This is a genomic window from Spirosoma oryzicola (genome assembly GCF_021233055.1).
GTDB classification, from domain to species: Bacteria; Bacteroidota; Bacteroidia; order Cytophagales; family Spirosomataceae; genus Spirosoma; species Spirosoma oryzicola.
Map to the genome: position 1 here is coordinate 4,917,082 of NZ_CP089538.1, position 23,805 is coordinate 4,940,886.

General features: G+C 49.0%; 16 protein-coding genes and 1 tRNA gene. 8 read left to right on the top strand and 9 right to left on the bottom strand.

What is annotated here, in order from left to right:
* Window positions 1-93: 93 nt before the first annotated feature.
* The 3 genes from priA (at window position 94) to LQ777_RS20775 (ending at window position 5,286) form a co-directional block, all read left to right on the top strand.
* On the top strand, window positions 94-2,622 hold the full coding sequence (gene priA, locus LQ777_RS20765) for a replication restart helicase PriA (protein ID WP_483012345.1): 2,529 nt from the start codon (window positions 94-96) through the stop codon (window positions 2,620-2,622).
* 83 nt (window positions 2,623-2,705) lie between these two features.
* A complete protein-coding gene (locus LQ777_RS20770; RefSeq protein ID WP_232559853.1) occupies window positions 2,706-3,317 on the top strand; it encodes an NAD(P)H-dependent oxidoreductase in 612 nt (203 codons plus the stop codon).
* Between the two features lie 82 nt (window positions 3,318-3,399).
* Window positions 3,400-5,286 (top strand): monovalent cation:proton antiporter-2 (CPA2) family protein, encoded by a 1,887-nt coding sequence (locus LQ777_RS20775; RefSeq protein ID WP_232559854.1) that lies wholly within the window; start codon window positions 3,400-3,402, stop codon window positions 5,284-5,286.
* Window positions 5,287-5,333: 47 nt separating this feature from the next.
* Here LQ777_RS20775 and LQ777_RS20780 read toward each other — a convergent pair whose 3' ends face one another.
* From LQ777_RS20780 to LQ777_RS20790, 3 genes are all read right to left on the bottom strand, one after another.
* The gene (locus tag LQ777_RS20780) at window positions 5,334-6,641 is read right to left on the bottom strand and encodes a Gfo/Idh/MocA family protein (protein WP_232559855.1); all 1,308 of its coding nucleotides are present in this window, start codon (window positions 6,639-6,641) and stop codon (window positions 5,334-5,336) included.
* A gap of 104 nt (window positions 6,642-6,745) precedes the next feature.
* The gene (locus tag LQ777_RS20785) at window positions 6,746-7,522 is read right to left on the bottom strand and encodes a hypothetical protein (protein WP_232559856.1); all 777 of its coding nucleotides are present in this window, start codon (window positions 7,520-7,522) and stop codon (window positions 6,746-6,748) included.
* A 12-nt stretch (window positions 7,523-7,534) separates the two neighbouring features.
* Window positions 7,535-8,746: a dipeptidase gene (locus LQ777_RS20790; RefSeq protein WP_232562887.1), complete on the bottom strand. Its 1,212-nt coding sequence runs from the start codon at window positions 8,744-8,746 to the stop codon at window positions 7,535-7,537.
* Window positions 8,747-8,912: 166 nt separating this feature from the next.
* On the opposite strand from LQ777_RS20790, the gene ubiE reads away from it, so the two are divergent.
* From ubiE to LQ777_RS20805, 3 genes are all read left to right on the top strand, one after another.
* On the top strand, window positions 8,913-9,650 hold the full coding sequence (gene ubiE, locus LQ777_RS20795; protein WP_232559857.1) for a bifunctional demethylmenaquinone methyltransferase/2-methoxy-6-polyprenyl-1,4-benzoquinol methylase UbiE: 738 nt from the start codon (window positions 8,913-8,915) through the stop codon (window positions 9,648-9,650).
* Window positions 9,584-10,408 carry a type IX secretion/gliding motility protein PorT/SprT gene (porT, locus tag LQ777_RS20800; RefSeq protein WP_232559858.1) on the top strand — a complete coding sequence of 275 codons (825 nt, stop codon included), beginning with the start codon at window positions 9,584-9,586 and terminating at the stop codon, window positions 10,406-10,408. Before ubiE ends, porT begins: the two co-directional genes overlap by 67 nt.
* 125 nt (window positions 10,409-10,533) lie before the next feature.
* Window positions 10,534-10,608, top strand: a tRNA-Val gene (locus LQ777_RS20805).
* Window positions 10,609-10,854: 246 nt separating this feature from the next.
* Here LQ777_RS20805 and LQ777_RS20810 read toward each other — a convergent pair.
* Window positions 10,855-13,773 carry a cellulose binding domain-containing protein gene (locus LQ777_RS20810; RefSeq protein WP_232559859.1) on the bottom strand — a complete coding sequence of 973 codons (2,919 nt, stop codon included), beginning with the start codon at window positions 13,771-13,773 and terminating at the stop codon, window positions 10,855-10,857.
* A gap of 4 nt (window positions 13,774-13,777) precedes the next feature.
* Window positions 13,778-14,347 (bottom strand): hypothetical protein, encoded by a 570-nt coding sequence (locus LQ777_RS20815; protein ID WP_232559860.1) that lies wholly within the window; start codon window positions 14,345-14,347, stop codon window positions 13,778-13,780.
* Window positions 14,348-14,976: 629 nt separating this feature from the next.
* On the opposite strand from LQ777_RS20815, the gene LQ777_RS20820 reads away from it, so the two are divergent.
* Window positions 14,977-15,663, top strand: a complete 687-nt coding sequence (locus LQ777_RS20820; protein ID WP_232559861.1) for a DUF421 domain-containing protein — start codon at window positions 14,977-14,979, stop codon at window positions 15,661-15,663.
* A gap of 62 nt (window positions 15,664-15,725) precedes the next feature.
* Here LQ777_RS20820 and LQ777_RS20825 read toward each other — a convergent pair whose 3' ends face one another.
* The 4 genes from LQ777_RS20825 to LQ777_RS20840 form a co-directional block, all read right to left on the bottom strand.
* Window positions 15,726-16,022, bottom strand: a complete 297-nt coding sequence (locus LQ777_RS20825; protein WP_232559862.1) for a hypothetical protein — start codon at window positions 16,020-16,022, stop codon at window positions 15,726-15,728.
* 521 nt (window positions 16,023-16,543) lie between these two features.
* Window positions 16,544-18,211: a hypothetical protein gene (locus tag LQ777_RS20830; RefSeq protein ID WP_232559863.1), complete on the bottom strand. Its 1,668-nt coding sequence runs from the start codon at window positions 18,209-18,211 to the stop codon at window positions 16,544-16,546.
* 825 nt (window positions 18,212-19,036) lie between these two features.
* Window positions 19,037-20,653 (bottom strand): hypothetical protein, encoded by a 1,617-nt coding sequence (locus LQ777_RS20835; protein ID WP_232559864.1) that lies wholly within the window; start codon window positions 20,651-20,653, stop codon window positions 19,037-19,039.
* A gap of 177 nt (window positions 20,654-20,830) precedes the next feature.
* Window positions 20,831-21,958 (bottom strand): hypothetical protein, encoded by a 1,128-nt coding sequence (locus LQ777_RS20840; RefSeq protein WP_232559865.1) that lies wholly within the window; start codon window positions 21,956-21,958, stop codon window positions 20,831-20,833.
* 410 nt (window positions 21,959-22,368) lie between these two features.
* Between LQ777_RS20840 and LQ777_RS20845 the strand changes: the two genes are divergently transcribed.
* Window positions 22,369-23,805: a hypothetical protein gene (locus tag LQ777_RS20845; protein WP_232559866.1), complete on the top strand. Its 1,437-nt coding sequence runs from the start codon at window positions 22,369-22,371 to the stop codon at window positions 23,803-23,805.

A 23,805-nucleotide genomic window follows, 5' to 3' on the forward strand; every position in this document is an offset into this window, starting at 1 on the left:
ATTGGCGAACAAAAAGGAGGAGTTGGTTAGCCCACGCATTGCCTGTAGCTGACCGTTTTGTGGTTATCTTTACTCGACGTACCGATTTCATTCGTGGAGAATCAGCCTTATTCACTCTTTTCGTTTACCGATGCCGAAGAAGTTACCTTCTTTGCGGATCTGATTTTACCCATTCCCGTTCCCAGATTATTTACCTATCGCGTTCCGCGTGGCATGGCTGACACGCTCAAGATCGGGGCGCGGGTTATCGTTCCATTCGGTAAGAACAATGGTCGCGTGCTCACAGCCGTGGTGGCCCGACTGCACAACACACCACCGACAGCTTATCAGGCACGTTACATCAGCGAAGTACTCGACGAATACCCGCTCGTGACCAGTTACCAGTTGGAGTTGTTCCGCTGGATGGCCGAGTACTACATGTGCTGCATTGGCGACGTGATGAATGTAGCGCTTCCGTCGGGTCTAAAAATTTCCAGCCAGTCGAAGGTGCAGTTTAATCCGGATTTTGATTACCCGGAACTGCTGACTGAGTTTGAAGCGACACTCCTGACCGAACTCAAAAAACAACCCGCACTTTCGTACGAAGAACTGGGACGATTGGTCGGCGAAGGCGGCAACGTTCCGGCCCTGATCAAGTCGCTGATCGGCAAGAAGGCGGTTATTGTTTTCGAGGAGGTCAAAGAAAAGTACATACCCAAGATGGTGCGGAAAGTCAGACTGCACCGCAACTACGAAGAACGGGAACAATTGCTAGTGTTGCTTCAGCGGCTCGAAAAATTACCGAAGCAGCAGGAAGTGGTGATGCGTTACCTGAGCCACGTACCGATGCAGCGGAACCCGGCTCTCAACCAAAAAGGGCTGGATAAAACAATCCTGAATCAGGATGAAACGCTTTCGCAGTCGTCGCTGACAACGCTCATTAAAAACGACGTTTTCCAAACGTTTGAAGTGATTCAGCCCCGGTTTTCGGATAATTCCGTGTCTACCCCGGTCGAGATCAAGCTGACCGATGCCCAGCAGACAGCCTCGCAGCAGATCATGACCCAGTTTGAGCGTCAGAATATCGTGCTGTTGCACGGCATCACGGGGAGCGGAAAAACAGAAGTGTACATCAATCTGATTCAGCAGGCGCTCGAAAGTGGTTCGCAGGTGTTGTATCTCTTGCCCGAGATTGCGCTCACGACTCAGATCGTGGTTCGTCTACAGCGCGTGTTTGGCGACAAAATGGGCATTTACCACTCGAAGTTTTCGGACAACGAGCGGGTCGAAGTCTGGAAAGGTATCGTTTCGGGGCAATACCAGTTTGTAATTGGGGTGCGGTCGTCCGTGTTTTTACCGTTCGACAATCTCGGCCTGATTATCGTGGATGAAGAGCACGAAACGTCGTACAAACAGCACGACCCGGCCCCCCGCTACCACGCCCGCGACGTAGCGATCATGCTGGCGCACTGGCAGCAGGCTAAAGTGTTGCTTGGCTCGGCAACTCCCTCGCTCGAAACCTATTATCAGGCTAAGCAGGGCCGTTATGGGCTGGTTGAGTTGTTCAAGCGGTTTGGGGAAGCCACCTTGCCCAATATCATGCTGGTCAATACCAAGCAGGAGAAGAAGCAGAAAACGATGAAGAATGAGTTTTCGTCGGCCTTGCTTCAGGCGTTGGAAATGAACCTAGAGCGTAAGGAACAAAGTATTCTATTTCAAAATCGACGCGGTTATTCGCCGTACATGCAGTGCGAAGATTGCGACTGGACCGCTGAATGCTCGAACTGCGCCGTTAGCCTGACCTACCACCAGCGCGATGCCGAACTGCGTTGCCACTACTGCGGCCATAAAGAGAACGTACCCCGTGTCTGCCCGACCTGCGGCTCAACAAAAGTGCGTACCATAGGCTTTGGTACCGAGAAGCTCGAGGACCAGCTGCAAATTTATTTTCCCGGCTCACGGGTGCTGCGGATGGACCTCGACACCACCCGCGCGAAAAACGCTTATCAGCAGATCATTCAGGAATTTGAAGGGGGGCAGGTCGATATGCTTGTCGGTACGCAAATGATTACCAAAGGGTTGGACTTTGATAACGTTAGTTTAGTCGGTATTTTCGACGCTGACCGGCTGATTCACTTCCCTGATTTCCGGGCGACCGAGCGGGCGTTTCAGATGCTCACGCAGGTCAGTGGCCGGGCCGGACGCCGGGCCGGACGCCAGGGAAACGTGTTGATTCAGACAGGTAATCCGCAGCAGACAATCCTGCAAAAAATCATCGAAAACGATTACAAGGGATTGTACGAAGAAGAGATTCAGGAACGGCAAGATTTCAATTACCCGCCTTTTTCGCGATTGATTAAGCTGACGGTTCGCCATCCCGACCGAATCATAAGCCACCAGGCCGCCGAACGACTGACAAACGAACTGACCGACGCACTGGGCAGCAGCCGCGTGCTGGGTCCCGAAGAACCCCTCGTCGAGCGGATACGGAACCTGTTTCTGTTCGATATCCTTATTAAGATCGAACGCGAAAAAGTAAACGTAAAAGCCGTAAAGACGTATATTCAGGAGCGAATCAACGATATTTTGACCGACAAAGGATTACGACAGGTGAGTATTGTGGTCGATGTGGACTGCCTGTAAACGGGCCGTTCCTTTGACAGCACGCATTCAAAACCGAACGGTATACACTTGTTCCCCGTTCTCAACCACCATTTTTCGAACTTATGGCCCGAATCCTGATTCAGTTTGCGCACCCAGCCCTGAGCAAATCGCAGGTTCACCGCGTTTTGATCGACTACTGCCGCAATCAGAAAAATGTAACAGTCAACGATCTTTACGAGTCTTACCCAGACATGTTTATCGACGTTGATCGGGAGCAAAAACTAGTGCTTCAGAACGACATTATTCTTTTTCAATTTCCGCTGTACTGGTACAGCAGCCCGGCCATTATCAAGCAATGGTTTGATCTGGTTTTAGAGCATAATTGGGCCTACGGTTCACGAGGAAATGCGCTGGCTGGCAAAAAGATGGGCTGTATTATTTCGTGTGGCGGAGGACCCGACACGTACTTGCCAACGGGCCGCAATCATTACCCTGTCGATCAGTTTCTATTGCCGTTTGAGCAGACAGCCCGACTTTGCAAGATGCAATACCTGCCGCCATTTGTCGTGTACGGCACCTTTCATATCACGAAAGAAGTAATCCGTCAATCGGGGGAGCAATACCAGACCATCCTGTCCGCGCTGGCCAACGACCGGCTAAACGCCTTGAATTACCAGGAGGCAACGTATTTCAACGAATTACTCCCCGATCTGCAAACGGTCGGGCAGGTATAAGTTTCGCTTTCTGAATAGGTTTCAGGTGGTATTATTGCTACTTGATCCAGATACATAGTTCCGTCAATCAACCGTATCAACAATGCAGCAAACATTCTTTTTCCAGGCAATGGTTTATCTGGCCTCTGCGGTCATTACGGTACCTATTGCCAAAAAACTGGGACTGGGTTCGGTGCTTGGTTATTTGCTGGCCGGAATCATCATTGGCCCCGCCGGATTAGAGTTTATCGGGCAGGAAGGCACTGACATCATGCATTTTGCCGAGTTCGGTGTCGTCATTATGCTGTTCGTTATCGGTCTTGAACTGGAGCCATCGCGGCTGTGGCATTTACGAAAATCAATCCTCGGCATGGGTGGTGTGCAGGTGGGGGCTACCTCACTGGTCGTTGCCGGACTGGCCATACTCTTCGGCATCGACTGGAAGCAGGCTTTGGCCCTGGGCATGATCGCGTCGTTATCATCCACGGCCATCGTCCTGCAATCGTTGAACGAAAAGGGTCTGATGAAAACCGCTGCGGGTCAAAGCTCATTTGCGGTATTGCTTTTTCAGGACATTGCCGTTATCCCGATGCTGGCACTGTTTCCATTGCTCGCCAGTGACACCAACGTACCGGTTGTGGAAGGCGGTCATAGCCACACAACCCTGGTCGATTCTCTGCCCGCCTGGCTTCAGCCTTTTGTCGTTTTGGGTTCGGTAGCGGCTATCATTGCTGTCGGGCGCTATGCCACACCGCCCCTGTTTCGCATCATCGCCCGAACGGGTATGCGCGAGATGTTTACGGCAACGGCTCTTCTGCTGGTGGTGGGCATTGCGGTGCTGATGACAACGGTTGGACTAAGCCCGGCGCTGGGTACGTTTCTGGCGGGTGTCGTGCTGGCTAACAGCGAATACCGGCACGAACTAGAAAGTGATATCGATCCGTTCAAGGGTTTGCTATTGGGATTGTTTTTCATTGCCGTAGGCGCTTCGATCGACTTTCAACTGGTCATGGCAAATCCGGGGCTTATCCTGAGCTTGGTACTGGGGATTATGGCCTGCAAACTGATCGTGCTGTTCCTGCTGGGTAAATCCTTTTCGCTCTCAAATAATCAGAACTCCATCTTTAGCTTCGGCCTTAGCCAGGTTGGTGAGTTTGCCTTTGTGTTGTTCAGCTTCTCGCTACAGGAAGGTATACTCTCGAAAGAAATAACCGACATGATGACGGCTGTTGTCGCCATCAGCATGGCCTTTACTCCGCTGGTGATGCTGCTCAACGAAAAACTGATGTTGCCCCGCCTGACCGTGAAGCAGGACGAGCCCGAAAAAGAAAGCGATCTGGTCGAGCAGGACAACCCGGTTATTATCGCGGGTTATGGTCACTTTGGTAGTACGATAGGGCGTTTTCTGCAAGCCAACAACGTTCAGGCAACGGTTTTGGACAGCAACAGCGACAACGTTGACTACCTGCGCCGGATGGGATTCAACGTTTTTTACGGGGACGCTAGCCGTCATGATCTGCTCGAAATTGCCGGGGCCGCTCGGGCAAAGGTCATTGTGATCGCTATTGGTGACGAAGCAAAACGGCTCGAACTCATCGAGACCATCAAGAAGCATTTTCCCGAACTGCACATTCTGGTACGCTCGACCAACCGCTATGATGCGTATGATCTGATGAACGCCGGGATGCTGCACATCTACCGCGAAACGCTCGATACCAGCCTTCGGGTCGGCGTTGACGCCCTGACCTTGCTGGGCTACCGGGCGCACGAAGCGAATCGTTCAGCAAAAACGTTTTTTATTCACGACGAGCGAACCTTAAAGCGGCTGTCGGCTATCCGCAACGACGACGAATATGTTCATGCCGTTCGGGAAACGCAATCGGAACTGGAACAAATCTTACAGGCCGACCGTACAGCAGAAAGTCTGCGCGTTGACGAAGGCTGGGATGAAGGCAGCCTGATCGCCGAAAACAACGAGTTAGTGAAGTAATAAGCAGGTGGCCGTTCTCTGTAGGGAACGGCCACTAACGTAACGAATCAAACCGGGTACTGCCATTCGCCCCGGTAGGCACGACTCAGCAGCTTATTGGCTTCGGGATCATTCGCAATTTGCCCACCGTCCCACTCGACACTACGTCCAAGCTTCATCGACAGCATACCCAATAAGGCCATGTTGGTTGATCGATGCCCAATTTCGATGTCACTAATCGGCAGTTTATTGGTTTTGATACTGTCCAGAAAATTAGCCCATAACAACGCTATATTCTGATCGTCTGGTTTATCCAGTTGCGCGTCCTGGTGGATCGTTGGCTTTTTTGGATCAGATGGGTAAAATGTCCAGCCATCCAGCCACCCCATGTGAAAGGTGCCTTCGGTACCGTAGAAATACACGCCTACAGCTTGCTGCGGATGAGTTTTCTCAGCCGTGTTGCCCGCAAAGTTTCGCTGCTCCCAGATCGCCGTGAAATTCTCGAATTCGTAGGTAGCGACCTGGTGATCAGGTGCGTCGGTGCTATCTTTTCGGATCGGTCTTCCACCGGTGGAATAAATTTTGCGCGGGTGCTTTTCTTCGGTCCACCATAGAATCTGATCGAGCCAGTGAATACCCCAGTCGCCTAGCGTGCCGTTGGCGTAATCCAGGAAGTTACGCCAGCCTCTTGGATGCATAGCCGGATTGTAGGCGCGCAACGGAGCCGGTCCGCACCACATGTTCCAGTCCATTTCTTTAGGCGCTTCACCATCGGGCGTAGGCTGTCCGGCTCCACCCGGATAATACACGAACGCCCGCGCCATTCCGATTTTACCAGCTTTCCCCGACTTCAAAAACTCCATGCCCGATACGTTGTGCGGTGACACCCGACGGTGCGTACCCACCTGACAGATCCTACCCGTTTGCCGGGCGGTTTTCACCATCGCCTTTCCTTCGTTGATCGTATGACTAATGGGCTTCTCGACGTACACGTGAGCACCAACTTTCATAGCGGCAATGGCAATGAGCGGGTGCCAGTGGTCGGGCGTAGCAACGATCACGATTTCGGGCTTTTCCGTATTCAGCATCTCGCGATAATCCCGGTACAGCTTGGGTTTGTCGGATGTCAGCTTACTTAGTTCATCGCTTGTTTTCTGGAGCTGGCGGGTATCAACATCGCAGAGCGCAACTACCTTCGATTCGCCCGCCTGCACAGCGCAACGCAGAATATTGCCACCCCACCAGCCAGCGCCAACCAGGGCTGTACGGTATTTCTGAGGAGCTTTTCGGGTAATAAACGCCCGCACTTGATGAGGGTCCGTAATCAGTGACGCCCCAGCAAGCGCGGAGGTTTTTAAAAAGTCGGAACGGTTCATGTTAAGAAAGAGTCTGTGGTCTACAAAAGGCTATTGCATCCTTTCTTTACCGCTTGGATCGACGAAAGCCGTACACATCCGCCTTTCTTACGACGCTCGCACCCTCAAAAATGCAAGCCTAGAAGCAGCGGCTTAGCCCATAACGCTTGTACCAGCAAAGCCGAAATGACTACGCCATAAGCAATCGAGACGACAACCACCTGCCGGGGTTGTTTGGCCAGAAAGTAGCCGTAGAGCGGTAGAAGCTGCAACGCATGCATACCGAAAAAATGAGCAACGCGCAGATCGCCGTAGCCTGTGCTCCAGTTCACTCCGGGAAGGCCCGGCCCGCCATCGGGTGCGCCCACGGTATGCGCTAGCCGCGAGGCCATCATCCCGCCTTCAAACGCAAAAATAACGAACAGCAGAATCCCGAATCGAATCCCCCACAGGTAAGTAGCAGGTACTCCCGTTGGCTTGGTGATAAAGAAAAGATAGCCGATGTAGCCGGTCCATGCGGTAAACGTCGTGATGGCGATTCCCATAAACGAGAACAATACGCCGTCTACGATGGAGGTAACGTTGAAGTGAGACAGTTTTCCCTGTGCAGCCTGCCCGATGATGACGGCCAACTCAATGGTCATGACGACAACAACCATCCAGGAGTAAACCGCTACGGTTCTTGGTCGGTTCAGGAGATATAGAAAGCAAGCCATCGTCCAGCAGAAAATCCAGATCGATACGCAGAATTTGGTGGGTTTGATAAAGGCGTTGATGCCCAAAACCTGACGCGTAGTGACAAACGACAATCCGATGCATACCAATCCACCGATCAGGCAGATCAAGCCAAACCAATACAGAATGGCGTTCCGTCCTTTCAGCGCTTGCAGGAGCGTGTTCATTCGATTCCGTTGTTAGTTCAGGTCAACTTTAGCCTGTCCCAATACTCGCAGCAGATTGCCGCCCCAGATTTTGGCAATGTCGGCTTCTGAATACTGACGACGCAGCAGTTCAGCCGTTAGATTCTCGATCTGGCTAACATCTTCGAGACCATTAACGCCCCCGCCCCCATCAAAATCAGAGCCGATACCCACGTGATCGATTCCAACCAGTTTGACGATGTGATCGATGTGATCGGCAATGTCCGACAGGCTGGCCCGCTCCGACGCGTAGGCTTTCGAAACCGAATCGCTCTGAGCCGCAATGCGCGCTTCCAGTTCCGGCGTTGCTACTTTGCCAACCCGCGCCATACGAATCTTGGTTTTTGCGGCCCGGTGTGCATCGGACGGTTTTTTCAAATAGTCGCTCACAAAATTCACCTGAACAACGCCCCCTTTTGCCGCAATCGCCCGAATCATGTCGTCGGTCATGTTACGGGGAAAATCGCACAGTGCGCGGCAGTTTGAGTGCGAAGCGATAACGGGCGCTTTCGACAAGGCAAGAGCATCGTAGAAAGTACTGTCCGCTACGTGCGACACATCGATCAGGATACCGAGCCGATTCATTTCGACAACCACTTTCTTACCGAAATCACTTAATCCACCGTACATCGGTCCGTCGGGATCGGTAGACGAATCCCCAATGAGGTTGTTAGCAAAGTGCGTCAGCGTAATATAGCGAGCACCTAAATCATAATACGTTTTCAGCATCGACAGATCGTTACCCACCGGGTAGCCATTCTCCATACCGATAAAAACCGCTCGTTTGCCTGCTTTCTGAATTCGGTAGGCATCAGCCGGTGTTGACGCAAGTTCGGCCAGATTTGGGTATTTTTTCAGCGCCTGGTGAATCAGATCGAACTGATTCAGCGCATTACGCTTGGCTTCGGCATGGCCCGCGTCCGTACGGGGTCCCTGCGAGGTGTAGACCGCGAAAAACATCGCGTCCATCCCCCCCGCTTTCATGCGTGGGAAATCGATCTGCGACTGATCTTTTTTGGTATCATGGGTCACACCCACATCGAAACCGGGCCTTTGCATGTTGATGGGCGCGTCGGCATGGGTATCGAGTGTCAGGATACGCTGGTGAATTTTACGCGCTTTTTTCGCTAGTTTATCGTCGTCGATGGGCGGATGAGTGGCGAACGAATTGGCTATCAACAAAGTTGACAAAACAAGTGGAAGCATAACAGTCAGGTTGTAGAAGAGGGCATCACGCATTCGAAAACTACGCATTCGCTGATTCAATGTCAAACTTTCGTCCGAAACCCGCTGTTATCGCACTACCTTTGCCGTTTAGTTATTCCGAATAGCCGTTCTTATGGTAAAGAGCCGTTTATTCAACTGATCGATTATGGCCGTCGTACCCTATAAAGATAAAGATACCTCCAAGCGTGAACAGGTAGCCGAGATGTTTGACAGCATTTCGCCGAAATATGACTTATTGAATCACGTTCTGAGTGGTGGCATTGATATTCTCTGGCGCAAACGAGCGATTCGCGAACTCAAGCGTTACGCGCCCAAAACGATTCTGGACATTGCCACCGGAACCGGTGATTTCGCCCTGGAAGCGCTTGCGCTGAAACCCGAAAAAATAGTTGGCGTCGACATTTCGGAGGGTATGCTGGCCGTCGGACGGGAGAAGATGAAGCAGCGCGGTGTCGACAAGATTATCGAAATGCGGTCGGGCGATTCGGAACGTTTAGCCTTTCAGGACAATGAATTCGATGCTGTCATCGTTTCGTTTGGAGTACGTAACTTTGAGAATCTGCTGAAGGGTTTGACGGACATGCACCGCGTTACCCGCCCCGGTGGCGTTTGCGTTGTGCTTGAATTCTCGAACCCGCGTCAGTTTCCGTTTAAACAACTATACGGTTTTTACTCCCGGACTATTCTACCGCTCATTGGGCGCTTAGTGAGTAAAGATGCCTCGGCTTATACTTATCTGCCCGAATCGGTGCAGGCTTTTCCCGATGGCACTGACTTTCTGCGTATTTATGAAGCGGCAGGATTCACCAATACCAAATGGATACCCCTTACGTTCGGCGTTGCTTCGATATATATAGGTCACAAACGGTCCAATCCGGCCTAAAGCAGTCTGGTTTACCCCGGTTAGCTAGCTTACCGTTTTGCGGTAGTTTGTTCTGGCAGTCGTGCGCTCGCCTGGCTATTGTTGCGACACTACTCTTTGTCGTTAGCTTGCAGGCGCAGGCACAGGGCTACAAATACGTCCGCAAGCACCTGGAGCGCTACGATGACAAACCTATTCACTACGGTTTTTTCTTCGCGGCTCCCGTTACCCGGTTTAGCGTTGGTCATAGCCCCTCGTTTCTTACGGCTGACTCCGCTTATCGCATCTACTCACCCAACAAACCCAGTTTTCGGGTTGGTTTCGTCGTGAACGCGTTTCTGGATAACCGTTTTGACCTTCGGCTGACACCCTCCGTATCGCTGTTCAGCCGCGAAGTTCATTACGATTATCCGGGTGGTACATCAAAAACCGAAGTCCGGGAATCGACCTGGGTTGATTTACCCTTGTTGTTAAAGTATAAATCGGAACGGCGCAACAATAGCCGAATGTATCTGCTGGCCGGTGGTGCGTTCAGCATTGAAACGAACGTGCGCCGGAAAGAACTGCAAGGAGCGAGTCGGCTCAGTACAGGTACGATGGATCTGGCGGTAGAATATGGGATTGGCTTCGAGCAATTTTTTGAGTTTTTCAAATTTGCCCCCGAATTACGATTCTCTCACGGCCTTATCAACCTGTATCGCCCTTCAACGAATGCCGCAGGAGTTGGTATCAATCGCCTGACGACACATAGCGTAACGTTGTATTTAAACTTCGAATAAATTTGGTGCTGATTGTCAAGCAACTAAAAAATATTTTAAGTTTTTTTACAGAAACGCTTGCAAATCGACTTAAAACTCTCCTATATTTGCACTCCCAAACGACGACAATCGGGCGGTAAAGAAAAGGGAGTTTAGCTCAGTTGGTTCAGAGCATCTGCCTTACAAGCAGAGGGTCGGGGGTTCGAATCCCTCAACTCCCACAACGAAAAAGCGCTTAGCATCACTGCTAGGCGCTTTTTTTATTTGATGTGATCACTATATTGTCTGTCCTCTTTCTCGTATTGGTACAGTTCTCCTCTTTGTGCTTTTCTTTTAAGCGCTATCCCTGCAATGACAATTTGTGGTGCTCACGACCGCCGGCCTGGTAGAACGCTCACTATATAACGCAACGCCCGAACCTGTGAAGATCCGGGCGTTGCGCTGTTGAATTTCCTTAGATAGATGCTTTATGGCCGTACAAGCTTGATCTGCTGACGTTGCGTAGCCGTGCTCACCTCCAGCAAAAGCATGCCCTGCGCGGTGCCCAGGGGCAAACTCACCCGTTCCAACCAGCCCGCCTGCCGAATCGTTTGGCCATGGAGCATCTTGCCCTGCAAGTCAACCAGCTTCAGTTCCACCGACTGACCGCTCACTCCGCTGATCTCGACCTCCGCCGATGGACCCACCACCGGGTTGCCCAGCACCTTCACGGCTAGGCCGCTACCCACTTCCTGCGAGGCCACGCGCGAGCTGCCTGTGCCCGTCGGCTCAACACCGTAGAAGATGGTGCCGTTCTGATAAGCCGTGATGCGGGGGTTGAGCGTGTAGCTGCTGTTGTTGATATACGAGTAGTCATCAGGCTGGAAGAAGCTGCTGTAGTTCTCTTTGTAGACCTGCAACTCCAACGGTCCCGAATCGCCCATCGGTGCCAGATTGCCCGCGCCCCCACCGAAGCTGTACTCGATGTAGCCCGTGGCCCCCTGACGCGCCTGACTAATAGGCACGTACCGCACAGTCAGATTGCTCTGACCGATGGCCACAAAGTTCTTCTGGAAGACAAGGCCCACGTTGTCCTCGGTGGTTAGCCAGTAGCGTAGGGTGATGTTGCTATAGGCGAACGGGTCACGACCCACGTTTTGCAGGATCAGGTAGGGCTTGATGGTGTTGTTGCCCAGCTGGCCGTTGTCAGGGTCACGTGAAAGCACTTTGAGTGTAGGCGCTACTACCGTGACGGTCGCCGTGGCGGTTGGACTGGTGCAGCCGTTGCGGGTGCAGGTGGCGGTGAAGGACTGGGTGCCCTGGCTGCTGGTGGAGACGGCCAGCGTGGTGGCGTTGCCTCCGTTCCAGTTTATGGTGCCACCTGTACAACTCGAGACGGTCAGGATCACATTGCCCACGTTCTGGGAGATGGTCAGGTTGCTGACGCCTGCCGGGTAGGGATTACCCGCCTGGGTGACCAACACCGGAGCGGTGGGTACCTCCTTGACGGTAACGGTTTGACTGGCGGAGTTGGTGCAGCTATTGTTGTCGGTGAAGCGGTAAACCACCTGGCGATCCCCAATGGAAAGCATGATCGGATTGAAGACTGTCGCTGAGTTGCCGTCAATGGTAAAGCTACCGCCTGCGGGTGAACCCAGCGGAGCTAGTGTGACTGCGGTAGCGTCCTGGCAGTAAGCGCTGGCCAGACCGGTGATGCTGACGGTTGGCAGCGCATTGATGGTGACGTTCTGAGAAGCCGTGTTGCTACAGCCGCTGCTGTTGGTGTAAGAGTAGACCACCGTGTGCTGACCCACCAATAACACTGCCGGGTCTAATGTGGTGGCCATATTGCTATCAATGGTGAACTTGCCCCCCGAAGGATTACCCGTTAGCGTCACCGCTGTCGCGTTTTTGCAATAGGCGCTGGCCAGACCCACAATCGTCGGATTAGGTACCGGGTTGATGGTCACCGCTGCCGACGCCACCGCCTTGCACCCGCTGCCATCGGTCAGCGTGACCGAGTAGGTACCTGTGCTGCTAACCGTAACCATTGGACCGCTGGTGGGGCTGGTGCCTGTCCAGGCGAAGCTAGGATTGACCGCATTGGTTGACGAAGCGGTCAGCGTAACCGTTCCACCGCAGACGGTGGTGGTCGAGGGGCTAATGCTGAGCACCAGAGCGGGTGGTTGGGTAATGGTAGCGATGGCCTGAGCGGTGGCACCGTAGGTATCGGTGACGATGGCGGTGTAGGAACCTGCGCTCAAGCCTGTGATCGTGGTGGTCCCATCGCCAGTGGGATTACCCGGTTTCCAGTCAATAGTATAAGGAGATGTGCCACCGGTGATGGCCAAGGTAGCCGAGCCATTGTTGCCATTGTTACAGGTTACGTTGGTCCGGGCACTGATACTGGCCGCTAGCGGGGCGGTGGTAGTAAACTGCTGGGTAGCGCCGTAGCTGGTACCGGCGCTGTTGATGGCGTAGGCGCGGGTGTAGTAGGTGGTACTGGTCGACAGGCCGGTGATCGTTTGCGAGAAGCTACCCGTTGCTGAGCCGATTTGAAGCTTGGTGGCGTTGGCGGTAGTGGGCGGGTTGTTGCTGGCGCTGTAGACGATCCCCCGCTCAGTAACGGAGGCTCCTCCGTCGGCCGTCACGTTGCCGCCCAGGATGGCCGAGGTGCTGGCTACACTAGCCGGAGTAGCTGTGGTAACCGTAGGAGCCTGCTGAACAGGAACGTTTTGTACAGTCGCTGTAGCGTACCACAAATCACGCTGAAACTCCTTGCATTGTCCCCTTACGTCCGTCGTCGAATTGTCAAACAATGTTATAATACGTCTGTCTTTTGTCATCAGACCCGAAAAGTAGTTGCCTCCCCGGGCAACATCATTTGGCGTGAAAGCGGTACCCACTGTCCAGTTGCTGCCTGACGTACCTGCCAGCTGATATGCGTAATTAAGCCGAGTGGGACTCCCCCGATCATCGTTATAAACCAAGAACTTATCCCCATTTTCGTTTATTTGCAGCGTGTGCTGCGTATAGGTTTCTCCTTTGGCATTTCCATTGATCTGACTGGTTACAAACGAGCCGGAAACGTTGGTGGTGTAGTAAAGATTGTTTTGGTAATCGGAGTGAACGATGTGTACCTTGTTGTTGGCATCGGTGTCAATTGTGTTGGTTTCAGCCTGTGCCTGTGCGGTATTACCCTGCGCCAATAACTCAGGAGATGACCAACTGCCCGTCGTATTGGTAACGTAGTAGAGGCTACCGTCCCTACCTGTTCCATTCGTTTCCCGCCGAAAAGAAAAGTGAGCTTTTGCGTCTCCGTCAACGGCCAGATCGAATTGGCCGATTTCATTTGAGACAGTTCCTCCATTGGAGCTTCCCGATTGAGCAAAGGCATCTTCCCCCACCCAATTACCCCCGATTAGCCGGAAGTACCGAAGCCGGTAGGTCCGGGGTGTGACTGTGGTATTGGACCGGAAGCCGACGTGTGGGTTGATTTTGCTTATCTATTTCAATAACTGCATCGTATAGCGATTCATTCGCTGCACTCGCTGGCAGAATATCTACGGGTTGAAAGGACCAGTTGACTCCGTCAGCGCTAGTCCCGTACCAGACCCCGTCGTTGACTGTAGACAAGGCTATTCCCTTGAAAACAACGTGGAAACGACCAGTCTTGTCAATAGCCAGGGACACTTTATCCGCTGCGTCACCAAAGTCGGGTACTTTAACGGACGACGAAGTTCCATTCGCTGTTGTGAATGTGCTCAAGGTAGTCCAGCCAGGATTGTCCCAACGAATAAGCTTGTAGGTGGCACCGGCGCCAGCACCTTTTCGCCAAAAAGCGTAAACTTTATTATCGGCTGGATTAGTGGCAACAGCATTGAAGGGCCAGTTGCATTCTTGGCCCGCATCGACTTTGGCGGCAGTGAACGAGGACGTTTGCGCTGTGGCCATCTGAGCAAGAATGATGCAGACTAGCATGAACAGCCCGGTTGTTAATCGGCTACTCTTTCGTGACCGATTTGAAGAGACAGTAGAAATGAACATAAGCAAGTAAGTGGAAAATGTGGATTTTAGAAAAGAAATTAAACTAGCGAAACCTGCACAAGTAGAAATATGTAAATGTTTGATAATAAGTACATTGATAGACACTTCTACTTACGCAAAAAACTACATATGCGCTGATCAGGAAAAAATGACCTTGTTTAAAAGAATCATATAGCGCTATAGAATATGATCATCAATAGTGCCTCAAAAGTGGACCTATTTTGCCCAAGCAACTATCGTAAATTGCCCAAAAACACTCCTAATTGTACCAGCGTTTTTGAGTTAAGTAAGATTTCAGCGTTTGTTTAATAGTATTCTGCCAGCAGTGCGTCCTATTGCCGGCTTTTGGCTTGTGCTCACTCAGTGGCTATACTTACCGCAAACACAACTCTTCGGCCCTCATACGGTATCTCAGCGAATCGATAGGCCCAACACAGCTCAACATAAAGGTTAATATGCAAGTTTGTAGGGAGTGCTGATTAGTGAATACTTGTTTTACTCTTTTAGACTATAATCCAGTATACAAGCGTTGGCTACATGAACTGTACACCATTCATCCCTATATGGAGATTGATTTCAACAAGGTATTTATCAATGACCTCGACTGGAGCTTAGCCACGCAGATTGTCATCCGAACCTTGATCATGTTTACCCTGATCCTGACCTTCTTGCGGCTATCAGGTAAAAAAGGTATTCGTCAGCTGTCGATATTTGAAGTAGCGATTATTATTGGCTTGGGTTCAGCGGCAGGCGATCCAATGTTTAACGAGGAGAACGCTATACTCCCGGCTCTGCTTGTTTTTGCGACTATTCTGCTGTTTTATCGCTCTATCACCTGGCTGGCTGCCCGTAGCGAACGCTTCGAGAGCGTGTTGGAGGGAGAGCCTGTTTACATCATTGAAGACGGCATGTTTGCTTTACTGGAAGCGAGCGATCAGATGTACGCCAAAGACGAATTCTTTTCGGAGATGCGTCAGCAGAACATCGAGCACGTTGGTCAGGTACAAACCGCTTTGCTGGAGACAAATGGTAACGTCAGCTTTTTTTATTACACCGACGATGACGTTAGGCCGGGATTACCGATTCTACCTAAAGTCTACCAGAAGAAAAGCTGTACACTTCCAGAAGCAGGGCTTTATGCGTGTACTACCTGCGGCCACGTAGAACGGATCACGCAGAGTGAACACCATTGCCAGCGGTGTAACAACGTAGAATGGGTTAAGGCCATCAGCACCCGTAGAAGAACGTAAGCTGCGGTTGACTCAGGATGCCTATCTCGGAATACGTATTTTTTAAACCGCTTTGCAGTTGGCTAATTCATTGTGACAGTAAACTTCGACGCCGAACTGGTAGCGGGTATCGATTCGGATGTAGCCACAATCGGTTTGGCGGGGGAAGCATCGCCGTTTCCCGAAATACCATCTACTTCGCCCGGCCAGGTACTTTCCTGATAATTTACCGGTGGCACCGTAAGGAACTGCTTTACCTGTTTATAAAATAGCGTAAAAACTTTTGTCCCTGGCCAGCGATCTAAGGCGTAATAAGCACTAACCATTACTGCCAGACAACCGCTAAGCTGCCATATGTACGAATTTACAAACAGAGACATACGTTTTTAATTAAAGAAGTACTTTATAATCCTGGCTTTTGGATGATGCCTTCACAAATAGCGGTAAGGCATATAGCCAATAGTAACGAAATGCGTTTTGAACAGTTCTCTTTTAAGACTTTACGATCTTGTGGAGTCACATTAAAGCGTATCGATTGGGATTGAAGCCAGTCCAATCAAAGGGCATTTTGCACTGCCTGACAAGCGGATACACGCCCTTAAAAATTGTAGTTACTCCACAACTAGAGCCAAGATCGTGCCGATATGGACTAAATATCCGGAAAGATCGGCATTTATGAACAATAGTTGTACGCCTGGTCAACAAAAACGCTCGGCCGCAAAAGCAACCAAGCGTTATTAATTCCTTCTCAATGTAAACATGCCTTAAATACATGCCTCGACTGTTTTATGTTAATTAAAGATCGATTAAATCTGAAAATCACAGCATTCCGCATCAGTAGGCAGTATACAACCATTAATTTGGGTAGGCTACCTCAGCAATATACTCTCCTTTTCGTTACTTATTCTCCCTCTCCCATCGTCATTGATTGATGACTTGGCTGTATAACCCACTGTTTATTATCCAGCCAGGCTAAACTAAGCTGGTAGTTCGCCAAGGGTAATTGATCGGCACACATCCAGACGGTACTGGCTTTCCAGTTTGACACCCCCGTCTGCAAGTAGTAGGCCAGCTTCGTCTGGCTTCGGTTAACGGGCCATATAAACGTATGCGTACTTGACTTAACCAATAAGTAAACGTCTCGCGAGTCGAACATAGTACCGTCTGGCAAATCGCTATTGATGGATAAGCAATGAATGCGCCGTTCGCCCATTACGAAACTACTATCCTGTACCAGTGGGCCAGCAATCGGTGGCAGCGAAATGGCTTTGCGAAGGTCTGTGTCTAACGGAGATGCCGGAAGTTTATACACTCCTTTCTGTACAGCAGCCTGTAATATGCTACTGTAAAAATGGTCGTGTTGGTTCGTACTAACGGGCATTGAAATAAGCATTTTGTGCGCACGCCAGTTGTGCGTATCACTCAGCAATAATTGCCTTACGTTTCTTAACTCACCTAAATTGACCCAGTAAGACAGGCAGTATATGATCAAGGCAATTGCTAATGCCACGCGGCTGGCCAGCAATCGGTATCTTGTTTTGAGCCAGAGTAAGGTAAGCTGATAACCGATCGCCGTACCCATAGCAGCAAACCACAGAAAACGTGGCAGCAGTAAACTCGGATACCAGCCAAGACTCCGGGCAAACGAAATAGTCAGCAAGGTAAGCACGACGTATAGGTAGCAGGCCGAGAGCACGACAAAAGGTCCTGCAATTGGTAGAGAGTAACGGATTTGACGAAGCCAGGCCGAGAAATGCAGAAGAGGTTTTTTAGTAGTTAAATGTCGAATTACGGTTTGACTAATCAAAAAACCGACAAAAGCTATTTCACACAAGCCAATAGCCATTAACAGACCGATTGACCGGCTAAATAGCAAGCCTACCGAGCCGGCCATCAGAAAAAATCCGGCTATCACCCGTAAGGGATGTTTTAAATTACTTCCTATTTCGGGAGAGTGAGTTGTATGATGAACGTACACATACAACCCTAGACTTAATGCTGTAAAAATCAGCCAGACAAACAACCGCGTACGGCTTCCGGAAAGCAAAATTATCAGTAGGCCAATAGCGAACACGATCAGTCCGTTCCCGTTAGAAAAGACCGAAAGAAAGGCAATTGGTAAACTCAGAAAAAAGGCTTTTTCTGACGAACGACTCATTAAATCAAACGCCAAAAAAGCAAAAAATAAGGCGGGTAGATGCTGCAAGGCACAAATAGCCCATGTAGTAGTGTTTTCGTAAAACTGAGGCTGAAAAAGTAGAAGAACTACCGGCAAAAAGTACATTAGTTTCAGACCACCACGCTGCGCAAGTCGGTATAAAATATACACCGAGCCAACAAACGTTAAGTTACCGACGATAAACAGCGTACGAAAATTCAGGCTTCCTTCAATGTAATAGTCAAGTAGAGCGGTTAGACGAGCGAACAAAATAATATGCTCGCCGTGTGGGTGGAAAAGACGGCTCAAGTAGTCGGTCAACGTCAGCCCCTTTGTCTGCGAGTCGATACAATCCACCAGAAACGTGTAGTCATCAATGTAAGGTATATTAACCGCCAACCGGTAGACCATCCAAAGATGTACAAAAATAGGCAAGCTGATCGCTACATACCAAGGATAGTTTTGGCCAGCAACGCTAGTTTTATAAGGATCAGTCAGATGAAACCGATCAGGTACAGCAACCATGTTATAGTGGATAAAAGCGAAATCAGATTCAAAAAGTATTGCGTATTGATAGCTTCATTAATTGATAAATTGGCTTGATAAGAAGTGGCAAAAATCGACTAACTATAACTAGCTTAACAAAACGTATACTAATTGATTAACAAAAAATATATATTATCAATATGTAATCAATCACTGTGTATACAGTAAAAATTTATCTCAGCTTTTCATAACTATTGGGCGTAAATTATTAGCTGCAAAGTACTCAGATTATTAGTATAAAATCGAGAAATAAGTTTTTTAATTTTTATAAATCAGAAAAGCAAAAATATGCACCTATGTACTAATTGGTAAGTATTGAATTCTATGTATTGGTGACGACTATATTTACGTTGTACGCATCATTACAAATTAAAATTGATTGCATACAATGAATAAGAAAGAACTATATTTCGCCGACTAAAAGGCTTAAATTTACTGTATAAATCATAGATATAATAGCATTATATTCACGTATAGTCTTGTGAGAAAAAAGCGGTGTAGGTATTAATTCAGAAATCAATTTTAAAGCATTAGCGGCAGCACCGGTTTCATAAAACAGCTAATGAAGTTATGGAATTAGGTTCGAAAACCGCAGGGGCGGCTCCGCCAACTCCACAACTTCATTAGTCTAAATGGCCGTTGTCTCAGCTTCGTTACAAACCTGCCCACGGGCCAATAAAGTAAGATCGTTTACTCAGTTGGGTTTCGAGTACCGAAATATTGCAAGGTAAATTGCTCACCCGGCGCTACGTAAGTTTGTGTCGATTCATGGGCAATTTCAAACTGCTGAATTGTTCCTTTCCAGTTTGGCTGATTGGCAAAATTGAATTTATAAGTGTGGAATTTCCCATCGTTAATAGCCTCGAAACGAATCGACTGGTTAGGGCTATTACGTATGCCGTTGGGAAAGCGAACCTTATTTTGATTTGGGAAAGCAGGATCGATACCATCAGGTGCCTGACCGTTTGTAACCCATGTCAGGCGTAGTGGTGCCCGTGCTCCTGTACCGGGAGAACCGCTGTAAGCCATGCGCAGGTACACTTCGTTAAAATCAGTGGCTTTCCAGCTCCCCCAGGGGGATATCAGTTTGGCGTTATAAGCGTTGTTTAAACTTTCTTTGCCAGTCAACGTAGCCTGCCAGTTATCCGTCTTGAATGGCTCTTTCTGATCATAGCCTCCATCAAAAATAGCCCATCCATTACGCCCGTTGAATTTATTGAAAATAAAATCGGGCTGGTTGAAGCGTTCCTGCGCGTACACGTAATCTCGAATCTCCTGCTCCGTACCAACAATGTACGTGTACTCTTTGTACCACACGTTGTCAGAATCCAGATGCACCATCGGCACATGCGCTACGTAAGTATTTGTATTTCCACCCTCCCAACTTTCGTTTGCACTAATGTTGTCTACACTGTAATTAGCCAAGAAGTAGCCAGGTGAATATAAGCCGATAAACCGATTGGCACCTATCTCAACTGCTTGCCAAGGTTCAGTCACACCAAAATGAGGCCCCCTGTATGTTACCGCAGTTACGTTCCCTTTACTCTCGATACCATCCGTAATGGCCGTAGCGTCATATGTAAACGGCTTATCGCCATTGTAAAAATGAACCTTCCGCGCACCATTGATCATCATAAACGGCCACTCCTGCGATTCGGGTTCGTAAAACGTTTTATCCGGTCGCTGATGCGTCAGGCGCACTTTGACATGCACTTTGTTGCCATCGAGACGGACCCATTGTTCGTAATAAAAAGGCAGTTTTCGGGCATCCTTGTGAGCCCATGACAAACTCTGTGATTTCGTGTAAATCCAGCCATTAATGACCCCGTGAAACAGGATAGGCGCGGCATTGCCCCCGTCATCACCAGCCTGCAAGGGGTTATACCCAATATTTTTCCAATTGGGTGAATCATCCGCGAAGCTACGCGGTCCCCCGTACGTACCCATGCCTGACTCACGCCCGAGGTCTTTGAAGTTGATTAACTGCTGCTTTGTTACTTTATCGTAAATCTGAATGGCCGCCCCGTAATTTTTGCGAACTTCTAACTGCAACGAATTTGACTCCTGAACAGACGTAGCACCTACCAGCCGATCATTGATGACGGTTTCGTTATAGCCCGTCCAATCCGACTGCGTAGTGGGTACATCATACACAAAAGGTGCAGTGATTGGGGGCAACGTCGGTGCTGGTTTAACCGCTGGGGTCGGTTGTTCGTAGCCCGGTACGTTAATCGTGCAGCCACCAATGTTACTGGCTAGTAGATACGTCATCAGCACTGCCTGCAATCCTGAAAGTAAATAATTCATACGACGTGTTAGGCAGCTTCAACGCATTGCCGTGGCCTATACCCTTCTGTCAAAAAGATTTTATCAAAGCCGGTGGTTGGGTGCATACTTACTGAATGGCCAACTAATCAGGCAGTATACCCTATTATCCCTACCAACCTCAACTACCAAAGATAAGTCTTAGAATTTAGTTATGCGTTAATAAATTAATGGAAAGAATAGAGTGGCCAGTAAGCTAATGGATAAGAGGAGCAGCCGCATGTGATCATTTTCGTAGACTTGTCGGCAAATCGAAAAAGAAAGAAAAATAATTGGAAACCCGTAGGAAATTGTACGCGTAAAATCACCAGCCATAAGCATCGTAAACGTTGTGACAGCCAGCAGCGGCAGAATCATAGCGAGCAGGATGTATTTTTTATAGTAAATAAGCGTTCCGATCATACTAACGATTAAAAGCCAGAAACTTTCGAAACCACTGTATAACCGGATCCCGAAACTCCTAATGGCCTCCCTCACGTGAAAAAACAGCGACGGGCCACCAATAGACATAGCGATGTGATAGTGCTTAGACAAGTAAACACGAACGGCCATATACACAACACCACCTGCAATAACAGCTAGTGCCTGCGGAGTTGGCTTCTTTACCCTAAACAGTATAGGCTGCTCACGATCTGGTCGGTACAAAGCCAGCCAGTGGTACAAAACTATATATGATGCATTGAAAAGAGTTCGCTCATCCACCCAGGCCGCCAGAAAAATAGCAGACGCAATAAAAAATGGGCGACGAAAAAAAAGGGCAGCGATTAAGAAGGCATAACCAAACGCATCTCCGTAGGCATAAACGTCCAGATAATAAGCTGCCCCTGCATACAAACCGCTAAAACCTGCTGTGAAATAAAATGCCTGAAGCCGGTCTTGCGTATGTCTATAGACAAGACGTAAAATCATATACATCTGCGCAATACCCAGTGCTACTTGTAGCAGATAAATGGCCAGGATTGAATGGAAAAATGACCATAATACAGGTAAAAATAAACGGAGCCGCATATTAGCTTGGTGAACCGTATCCCAAATTTGCAGCTTTTGCATGAACCAGTCTGTCGTTTGGTATTCAACATCAGTCCAGAAATAGCAACACAGCTTGGGGTCAGGGTGACCATTGACAAGAGCAAAAAAATTTTTTAAATAAACAAAGTGCTTTAAATCAAATCCAACATTAAAAAATACAGACCCGAGTAGTAATAACAATAATGCTTTTACTGTCCAGGCGGAGCCCGTTAAAAGCGTTCGTTCAAGATAGAGATGCAACGAATTAATAGGAAGCATGATAAAGTTTGTACTATAGATAAGGGCGCAAACATACTAGTTAAATAGGATCTAATGGATGAAATGATTTTATTTACTAGTGATCTTTTTATTAAAAGAGATAGACTTCTATTGAAGTACACCACGCTTTTATACTTGGTATTAGTGTTTTGTTAAAACGTCAATAACTGATTTGTACTATTTTTATACAGAATTAGCCAAGGGTGTATAGTTTTAGTTACAGATTATTTTCGCGCAAAAAGAATAATACATCAACAAAAATATACGATAAATTTCATTCGTAAATACCAGTTCATCAGAACAACAATTCGTTGATCATCGTACTTTTAGTATCAATCGATACCCTTTTCTGTTAAGTTTATAGCAGAAAGTTTTTTTACTCAATTGTTCTGAACCCTTTCTTTTTCGCTATGACCCTGGCTCCTTTTTATCGTTACGTTTGCTGTGCGCTTATTGGTGTACTGACCCTAAACTGCTCAAGCGACTTTCCGGCTACGGCTCCTTACACCCCACCATCCAATCCATCAGATCCAAACACACCACCGCCCCAATTCCCGCTTCCGCCAACCAAACGATTATATATTTCAAACGATAAAGTGAAATTAGGCATTGACCTCAACATGGGCGGAGCGATTACCTACCTCTCTGAAGCGAGCAGCTCAGAAAATATGATCAACAATTATGATCTGGGCCGTCAGTTACAAACATCACTTTACGCTGGCCCTTACCCTTATTCGGTCAATGGCAAAGATCCGGTCTACGTATGGCGAAATCTGGGATGGAACCCTGTGCAAACGGGTGATTATTTCAACCACCCGGCGCGTATCGTTAGTTATCAACAGAATCAAAACCAGCTGTACGTAAAAACGGTACCACTTATCTGGCCGATTTTTGACGAACCAGCGGATTGCGTCATGGAGCACTGGATGGAACTGAAAGATAATACGGTTCATGTCAGGAGTCGGACAACGGTTTACCGGACGGATGCCACTCAGTATGAAGCCCGTACCCAGGAAGCTCCCTGCATAAACATGAATGCTCCGTGGTATCGGCTGGTGTCGTACGTAGGCTCGCAACCCTTTACCAACGGTGCCGTGCTGGAGAACACTACGGTTGATAACAACTACCGCTACGGTACCGAAAACTGGGTAGCCATTCTTAACCAGCAGGGACGCGGACTTGGCCTCTACAGAGCCAATGAGTTTCGTTTCGCGGTCAACGATTATTCGATCCCAACACGCGTAGGGGGCGAGTATGCTATTGAAAGCACGTATATGAATAGTAGCCCGTTTGCAGTCATTGATCACAATGGCCTTTATGAGTACGACTACACGTTGGTATTGGGATCGCTGGACGACATCCGGCAGTTTGCCTACAGCCAGCCACGTCCCGCAACGGCTCCGGCTTACCGATTTACGCAGGATCGGCAAGGCTGGTATTATTACAATGCCAAAGACAAAGGATGGCCCATCCAGAACGAACTAAACGTGTATTGGCAACGGGCTGATACGACCAAAGCTAATTTTCGGGTGAGTAGCCCCCTTGTTTTCTGGCGGGCGGGCGATCTTCCCAAAATGTACGTCCGGGCTGCTTTTACCACAAAAGCGACGGTTGCCAGACTGGTCTGGCGTAAGCCGGAGGACATTGATTTCTACGATGTTCCGGAGCGTTACATTGATTTTCCTATAAATGGCGACGGACAAGTTCGCACGTACGAACTTTCATTGAGTGGACGAAGCGGCTGGGATGGCGTTATCAATCAGATATGCTTGCTTAACCCACAGAACAATCTGGAGAAAGGATCGATCATGCGGTTACTTAGCGTTACAGCCACTCCCAATCAGTGA

Excerpts from the sequence above, each read along its gene's own strand:
- LQ777_RS20785 (WP_232559856.1), bottom strand. The coding sequence starts at position 7,522 with ATGAACACGCTCCTGCAAGCGCTGAAAGGACGGAACGCCATTCTGTAT.
- LQ777_RS20815 (WP_232559860.1), bottom strand. The coding sequence starts at position 14,347 with ATGCTAGTCTGCATCATTCTTGCTCAGATGGCCACAGCGCAAACGTCC.
- LQ777_RS20830 (WP_232559863.1), bottom strand. The coding sequence starts at position 18,211 with ATGGTCTACCGGTTGGCGGTTAATATACCTTACATTGATGACTACACG.
- LQ777_RS20770 (WP_232559853.1), top strand. The coding sequence starts at position 2,706 with ATGGCCCGAATCCTGATTCAGTTTGCGCACCCAGCCCTGAGCAAATCG.
- LQ777_RS20790 (WP_232562887.1), bottom strand. The coding sequence starts at position 8,746 with ATGCTTCCACTTGTTTTGTCAACTTTGTTGATAGCCAATTCGTTCGCC.
- LQ777_RS20845 (WP_232559866.1), top strand. The coding sequence starts at position 22,369 with ATGACCCTGGCTCCTTTTTATCGTTACGTTTGCTGTGCGCTTATTGGT.
- LQ777_RS20825 (WP_232559862.1), bottom strand. The coding sequence starts at position 16,022 with ATGTCTCTGTTTGTAAATTCGTACATATGGCAGCTTAGCGGTTGTCTG.
- porT (WP_232559858.1), top strand. The coding sequence starts at position 9,584 with ATGGATACCCCTTACGTTCGGCGTTGCTTCGATATATATAGGTCACAA.
- LQ777_RS20840 (WP_232559865.1), bottom strand. The coding sequence starts at position 21,958 with ATGCTTCCTATTAATTCGTTGCATCTCTATCTTGAACGAACGCTTTTA.
- LQ777_RS20775 (WP_232559854.1), top strand. The coding sequence starts at position 3,400 with ATGCAGCAAACATTCTTTTTCCAGGCAATGGTTTATCTGGCCTCTGCG.
- ubiE (WP_232559857.1), top strand. The coding sequence starts at position 8,913 with ATGGCCGTCGTACCCTATAAAGATAAAGATACCTCCAAGCGTGAACAG.
- LQ777_RS20780 (WP_232559855.1), bottom strand. The coding sequence starts at position 6,641 with ATGAACCGTTCCGACTTTTTAAAAACCTCCGCGCTTGCTGGGGCGTCA.
- LQ777_RS20835 (WP_232559864.1), bottom strand. The coding sequence starts at position 20,653 with ATGAATTATTTACTTTCAGGATTGCAGGCAGTGCTGATGACGTATCTA.
- LQ777_RS20820 (WP_232559861.1), top strand. The coding sequence starts at position 14,977 with ATGGAGATTGATTTCAACAAGGTATTTATCAATGACCTCGACTGGAGC.